Consider the following 6,112-nt stretch of genomic DNA (forward strand, 5'->3'; position numbering starts at 1 on the left):
CTCCTAGGCCAAGTGGCCACCGTCTACCCACCAAGAACATGCTTCACACCCGTTGCGCGACAAGCACTTCCAATCCGTCGAGGATGCGGCCGAGCCCGAACGCGAACGCGTCGTCGGTGCCGCCGTGCGCATCGATGTCGATGAGCGCGGCGACCACCGCCGGAAATCGCTCGGCGTGATCGCGCAGGACCACGCTCATGGCGGCGGTCAGGTCGCCCTCGGGGCCGACGCTCTGCCCGGCGAACATCCGGACGTGGCCGGAGACGGTGGCCACCGTGTCGAACCGCTCGGCGCCGGTCAGGCCGGGCGGTAGCACGCTCAGCGCTCTTTCCAGCCAGGCGATCTCGACCGGGCCGACCGGGCGGCGGCCGGTGCTCGCCTCGAGCGCCCAGGCGTGGGCCGAATACCCCTCGAACAGCGCCGTCGCCCAGTGGGTGAGCCCGTCCCGCCAGCCGCCGGAGATCTCGGGCGGCTCGCCCAGCGCACGCTCGAGCATGGCCCCGACCAGCTCGGCCTTGCCGGGCAGATAGCGGTAGAGCGACATCTTCGTATAACCCAGGTCGGCCGCGACCCGCTGCATCGAGACGGCCGCGAGACCCTCGGCGTCGGCGATCGCGATTCCCGCCTCGGCGATCTGGTCGAGGGTGAGCGCCGGCTTGGGGCCGCGGGTCGGCCGGGGGCGCTGCGCCCAGAAGAAATCACCAGTCATGTTGCCTTCCCTTCAAACAGCGTCTACCGTACACAGAAATAACCGAGTCCGGCGGACACAATTTTCGGGGAGACGAGAACGATGGAGATCCTGATCTCAGGCGCGAGCATCGCGGGCCCGGCGCTGGCCCACTGGCTCGGCCGCTTCGGCCACCGCCCGACGATCGTCGAGGTGGCGCCCGCCCTGCGCACCGGCGGCAGCGCCGTCGACTTCCGCGGCGAGCTGCACATGGGCGTGCTCGACAAGATGGGCGTGCTGCCGGCCCTGCGCGCGATGGAGACCCACGGCACCGCCATGCGCTTCGTCGACGCCGACGGCGAGCGCCTCATGGAGTGGCCGGCCGGCCTGGCCGGGGGCGAGCTCGAGGTGCAGCGCGGCGACCTGTCCCGCGTCCTGTGCGAGTCCGCCCCCGGCACCGAGTTCCTCTTCGGCGACCGCATCACCGCGATGACCGAGACACCCGACCGCGTGTCCGTGACCTTCGCGAGCGGCCTCCAGCGCGACTTCGACCTGGTGCTGGGCGCCGACGGCGTCCACTCCGGCGTCCGCCGCCTGGCCTTCGGCCCCGAGGAGCAGTTCGTGAAACACCTGGGCTACTACGTCGGCGGCTGGGACGTGCCGAACGAGTGGGGCCTGACCCGCGACATGCTCCTGCACAACGAGCCCGGCGCGATGATGAGCATCGGCGGCAACCACCAGGACCCCACGATCGCCTCCGCTTTCGTAGCCTTCGCCTCCCCCAAGCTGCGGTACGACCGCCACGACCGCGACGCCCAGAAACGCCTGATCCGCGACCGCTTCACCGGTATGGGCTGGCTGGCCCCGCGCCTGCTAGACCTGCTCGACGCCGCCCCCGACGTCTGGTTCGACCAGATCTGCCGGGTAGACAACCCCACCTGGACCAAGGGCCGCGTAGCACTGGTGGGCGACGCGGCCTGCGGCGCCACCATCGGCGGCCAGGGCAACGGCACCGCGATCGTCTCGGCCTACGTCCTGGCCGGCGAGTTGGCCAAAGCCAACGGCGACCACCGCATCGCCTTCCCCGCCTACGAAAAGCGAATCGGCAAGTTCGCCCGAGGCACCCAAAAAGGCGGCGACACCACCGGCAAGTTCCTGGCTCCCAAGACGAGGACCGGCATCCGAGCCCGCAACTTCCTCAACAACCAGAAGTGGGTAATAGACCTGACCTTCAAAATCGCCGCCGACCGCAGCACCAACCTAGACCTACCCAACTACGCCGCCCTAGCAGCTAGTTAGCCCTCAACCCTCGCCGAGCGGCGGCGCCGGTTTCGGTTTGGCGGCGAATGCCGCCCAGAGAAACCCGGGGGTGATCTCCGAGCTGAAGCCGGGGGCGGAGCCCCACGGTCTTCAAAGCGGCGGCGACCCCCGAGACAACCCCACCTCAATAGCCTCCCGAGTAGCCTCAGGATGAGTAACCCACGGATAGTGCCCAGCCCCAGCCAGCCAAACAATAGAAGCGTTAGGAAGCCAATCCGCCAGCACATGCGGAGCAGCCAGCCCAGTGACAACATCCCGCTCCCCCGCGACGATGGTCACCGGCACACCCACCGCCGCCAGATCTCCCGGGTCAAGCGTGTCCGCCCAGAAATCCGTGTAATCCCCGATCACCTCCGCCCGCCGAGCATGCGCCCGCACCGCCGGGGAATCGGCCCCATAAACCAGCGGCATGAACGCCGGATCCGGCTCCTCGCTGTCGAGCCCCGCATCCCACGCCGCCTTGGCCGGCGCGTACCACGGCTCCGCGGCAAACCATCTCTTGACCAGCACATCCTGGTTGGGCTCGTCTGCTCCCATCGGGATAGGGATCCGCGACGGCGCGAGCAGCACGAGCCGCGACACCCGAGACGGATGCCGCGCCGCATAAGCAAGCACCGGCCAGGCCCCGGCCGAGTGCCCGAGCAGGTCGAGGCGGTCCACCCCCAGGTCGAGCCGCAGCCGTTCGAGGTCCTCGGCGATGTCCGTGAAGACGTGCGACGGCGCCGGCGCGGAAAGCCCCGTGCCGCGCTGGTCGAGCAGCAGCAGAGTATGCGTGCGGTCCACCCCGCCGAGATCGCCCAGATAGCCGCCGGGCCGCCCCGGTCCGCCGGGCTGGCAGACCAGGAGCGGCCCGTCGCCGCGCAGCTCGTAGTGCAGGTCCGTACCCGCGGCCGACCGGAATTCCCCCATCAGCGGAGCCTATCGATAGCTTCCACTGTCAGCTCGCGCAGATCCGACACCACCAGCGTCGCCTTGGCCAGCGCATCCGGCGCCGGAGGGTAGACACCGTGCGGCACCGCCACCACGGCCAGGCCGGCCGCCGCGGCCGAGCGCAGGCCGTTGCTCGAATCTTCCACCGCGGCGCAGACGGCCGGGGCGAGACCGAGCTTCTCGGCCGCCGTGAGATAGACGTCGGGGTACGGCTTGCCCCGCGGCACCTCCTCGGTGGAGAGCGTCACCTGGAAGGCGTCGGTGAGCCCGGCCGTGGCCAGCACCTGGTCGATCAGGACCCGGGACGACGAGCTGGCGAGCGCCAGCGTGAAGCGCTCGCCGATACGGCGCACCGCCTCGACCGAGCCGGGGATGAGCGGCAGGTCCGCGCGGTACCGCTCGGCCATCCGGCCCAGCACGTCGTCCGCGACCTGCTCGGGGGTGCGCGGCACGCCGACCTCCTCGGCCAGGTGCCGCGACCACTCGCCGGTGCTCATGCCCATCATCCGGTCCTGGGTGTCCGGGAGGAACTCGCGACCGTACTCGGCCACGTACCCCCGGCGGACCTCCTCCCAGACCTCCTCGGAGTCGATGATGACGCCGTCGAGGTCGAAGACGACCGCCCTGATCGTGCTCACAGCTCCGCTGCCGCTGGGATGATCTCCTTCTGGAAGACCTCGAACTGCTTGGTGTCGTACGCGTTGACCAGGCTGCCGTGGGCCTGCTGGAAGCCCATGGCGGCCAGGCCGCGAAGGCCCTCGATGATCTCGCCCGGGCTCTTGGTGGTGAGGTCGTAGTGGAACATGACGGTCTTCTCGATCTCGTCGTAGTCCCGGCCCACGGTCTCGCAGTGCTGCTTGAGCACGTCGAGCTTGTGCCCCACCTCCGGGCTCGGGAAGAGGTTGCACGCGTCGGCGTACTTCGCGACGAGCAGCAGCGTCTTCTTCTCGCCGCCGCCGCCGATCAGAATCCGCGGGTGCGGCTTGGTCAGCGGCATCGGCGAGTTGAGCAGCCGGCCGAGCTGGTAATGCTTGCCCTGGTACGGCGTCTCGTCGCCGGTGAACATCTGCTGACAGATCTGGAGAGCCTCCTCCAGCCGCTCGAAACGCTCCTTCGTCGAGGGGAAGAAGAGCCCGAGACCGCGCGACTCGTCCTCGTTCCACGCGGCGCCGATGCCGAGCATCGCGCGGCCGCCGGAGAGCACGTCGAGCGTGGTGACCGCCTTGGCCAGCAGGCCGGGGTCGCGATAGGTCACGCCGGTGACCATGGTGAACAGCTTGACGGCCTTGGTGTGGGCCGCGAGGTAGCCGAGGGCGGTGTACGCCTCGAGCATGTCGTTCTCCGCCGGGCCGACTCCCCGGATCTGCCAGACGTGGTCCATCACGCTGACCCGGTCGAACCCCGCCTCCTCGGCCGACGAGGCCACGTCGGCGAGCACGGCGCCGAGCCGCGGAGCGCCCTCGGGCCAGGTGAAGTTCGAGATGTGCAGGCCAAGTTTCACTGCCTTTTTCCTTCCGACAGACATTCACCCGCGTCTGATCCGCAATCACCCAAACCCTACCTCGGATCCTCCTCGGTTTGTACGCACAGTAGCGGTGTACGAGACGCATACGTTCCGTCACCCCGTTCGGCAGAGCCGTTTCCGACCGCCCGAAGGAGTGGCCTCCACCGTTCCGATGAGTTGCTGTTCGGTTGCCGGCCGGTAGCTTCAAAGATCAGCAGTTCCACGTGAGGAGCACCGCCATGCCTCCCTCGCCGCTCAACCCAGCGACGATCCGTCATCGCCGACCATCACCGTCCGTAAGCGTCGTCATCCCCGTCCGCGATCCGGGCGGCCTTCCCTTGATGCTGCGCGGCCTGCCCCCGGTCGACGAGGTCATCGTGGTGTGCGAGGGACCGACCACCGAGACGGCGGCGGTGGTCCGCTCCGCGCGGCCCGACGCCCGGGTGCTGCGCCCCGGCCGCCCCGGCGCGGGAAATGCCCTGGCCACGGGCCTGGCCGCGAGCAGCTGCGACGTAGTGGTCACGCTGAACGGCGACGGCTCGACCGATCCCGGCGAGATCCCGCGCTACGTAGACGCCCTGACCGGCGGCGCCGACGTGGTCCTCGGCTCCCGTTACCGCGAGGGCGGCCGCGACCTGACCGGCGGCCGTTTCCGGCGCTGGGCCAACCTCCTGCTGATCTGGATCGTCAACACCGTGTTCGGCACCGACCGCACCGACCCCGGCTTCGGTTACACGGCGTTCTGGCGGGACGCCTTGGAGCGGCTGGACCTGCCCGACCCGTCGCCGCGCGCGGGCGCCGCCCGGACGGACGGACCCGAGTTGTTCCCGCTGCTCACCCTGCGCCCGGCGGTGCTCGGCCTGCGCGTGGCCGAGGTGGGCAGCGTCGCCTACCCCCGGATGAGCCGCCCGGCCCGCGCCGACCGCCCCACCCTGACCCACTGGCTGCGCGTCATGGCCGGCGAGCTCCGCGGTCGCCGGGGGCGCCACTCCGATGCCCGCGCCGACGGAGACCCCTCGACCCGGCCGTCATCCGGGCCATCGACCCGGCCCTCGTCCCAGCCCTCGTCCCGGCTTTCGGCCCAGCTTTCGGCCCAGCCGGACGGTCCGGCCGCCCGGGCCGGCTCCACCCGCCCCGACGGTTCCGCCGCCCGCACCGGTTTCGGCCCGCGGTGGGGACTCGGTGCCCGGCTCGCCGCCGCCGACGCGCACGGCGAGACCACCCAGGACCAGGCCTCCACCCGGCCCGGCCGGCCCGCGTCCGACCGCCGGTCGAAGGGCGAGCCGCTGTGGGGGCCGCCGAGCCGCCGTCTCGCCCCGGCCCGCGACCTGTGGCAGGCGGGAGAAAACCCGATCTCGCACACGTCGCCCCGCTCGATCGCCAACCTGACCCCGCACGCCTGGCGCTCCGGCTATCCGGGCCGCGTCGGCGCCCGCGCGATCGACCTCCCCGACCCTGCGGCCGGCCCGGGCAGCGCCGGCACGTCAGGCCCTGGAAAGGCCGACACCTCGGACTCCGCCACCGCGGACGCCTCCGGCCTAGGCGGGACCGACCCCTCCAGCCCCGGCGACACGAGCGCCTCCGGCCTAGGCGGGACCGACGCCTCCGGCGGCACGGGTGTCTCCGGCCCCGGCGGCGCGGGCACCTCCGGCATCGGCGGCGCGGGCACCTCCGGCATCGGCGGCGCGGGC

Annotated in this window: 6 protein-coding genes; 2 read left to right on the plus strand and 4 right to left on the minus strand. The window is 71.0% G+C overall.

The window, feature by feature from the left end; translation table 11 throughout:
* Positions 1-43: 43 nt before the first annotated feature.
* Positions 44-709: a TetR/AcrR family transcriptional regulator gene (locus A3CQ_RS0146235; RefSeq protein WP_020517786.1), complete on the minus strand. Its 666-nt coding sequence runs from the start codon at positions 707-709 to the stop codon at positions 44-46.
* Positions 710-790: 81 nt separating this feature from the next.
* Between A3CQ_RS0146235 and A3CQ_RS0146240 the strand changes: the two genes are divergently transcribed.
* Positions 791-1,966, plus strand: coding sequence for an FAD-dependent monooxygenase (locus A3CQ_RS0146240; RefSeq protein ID WP_020517787.1), 1,176 nt, complete (start codon positions 791-793; stop codon positions 1,964-1,966).
* Positions 1,967-2,077: 111 nt separating this feature from the next.
* On the opposite strand, the gene A3CQ_RS0146245 is transcribed toward A3CQ_RS0146240, so the two are convergent.
* Genes A3CQ_RS0146245 through A3CQ_RS60350 form a run of 3 tightly spaced genes read right to left on the minus strand, consistent with a single transcriptional unit; the run spans position 2,078 to position 4,418 of the window.
* The gene (locus tag A3CQ_RS0146245) at positions 2,078-2,896 is read right to left on the minus strand and encodes an alpha/beta fold hydrolase (protein ID WP_020517788.1); all 819 of its coding nucleotides are present in this window, start codon (positions 2,894-2,896) and stop codon (positions 2,078-2,080) included.
* Positions 2,896-3,555, minus strand: a complete 660-nt coding sequence (locus A3CQ_RS60345) for an HAD family hydrolase (protein WP_020517789.1) — start codon at positions 3,553-3,555, stop codon at positions 2,896-2,898. The genes A3CQ_RS0146245 and A3CQ_RS60345 overlap by 1 nt, the downstream gene beginning before the upstream one ends.
* Positions 3,552-4,418 carry an LLM class F420-dependent oxidoreductase gene (locus A3CQ_RS60350; protein ID WP_020517790.1) on the minus strand — a complete coding sequence of 289 codons (867 nt, stop codon included), beginning with the start codon at positions 4,416-4,418 and terminating at the stop codon, positions 3,552-3,554. Before A3CQ_RS60350 ends, A3CQ_RS60345 begins: the two co-directional genes overlap by 4 nt.
* A gap of 242 nt (positions 4,419-4,660) precedes the next feature.
* On the opposite strand from A3CQ_RS60350, the gene A3CQ_RS58320 reads away from it, so the two are divergent.
* Positions 4,661-6,112 (plus strand): glycosyltransferase (locus A3CQ_RS58320; RefSeq protein ID WP_157297144.1); only part of this gene is annotated, 1,452 nt, incomplete at its 3' end.

This window comes from Paractinoplanes globisporus DSM 43857 (assembly GCF_000379645.1).
GTDB classification, from domain to species: domain Bacteria; phylum Actinomycetota; class Actinomycetes; order Mycobacteriales; family Micromonosporaceae; genus Actinoplanes; species Actinoplanes globisporus.

Coding starts and splice junctions, on each gene's coding strand:
- A3CQ_RS0146240 (WP_020517787.1), top strand. CDS start 791: ATGGAGATCCTGATCTCAGGCGCGAGCATCGCGGGCCCGGCGCTGGCC.
- A3CQ_RS0146235 (WP_020517786.1), bottom strand. CDS start 709: ATGACTGGTGATTTCTTCTGGGCGCAGCGCCCCCGGCCGACCCGCGGC.
- A3CQ_RS0146245 (WP_020517788.1), bottom strand. CDS start 2,896: ATGGGGGAATTCCGGTCGGCCGCGGGTACGGACCTGCACTACGAGCTG.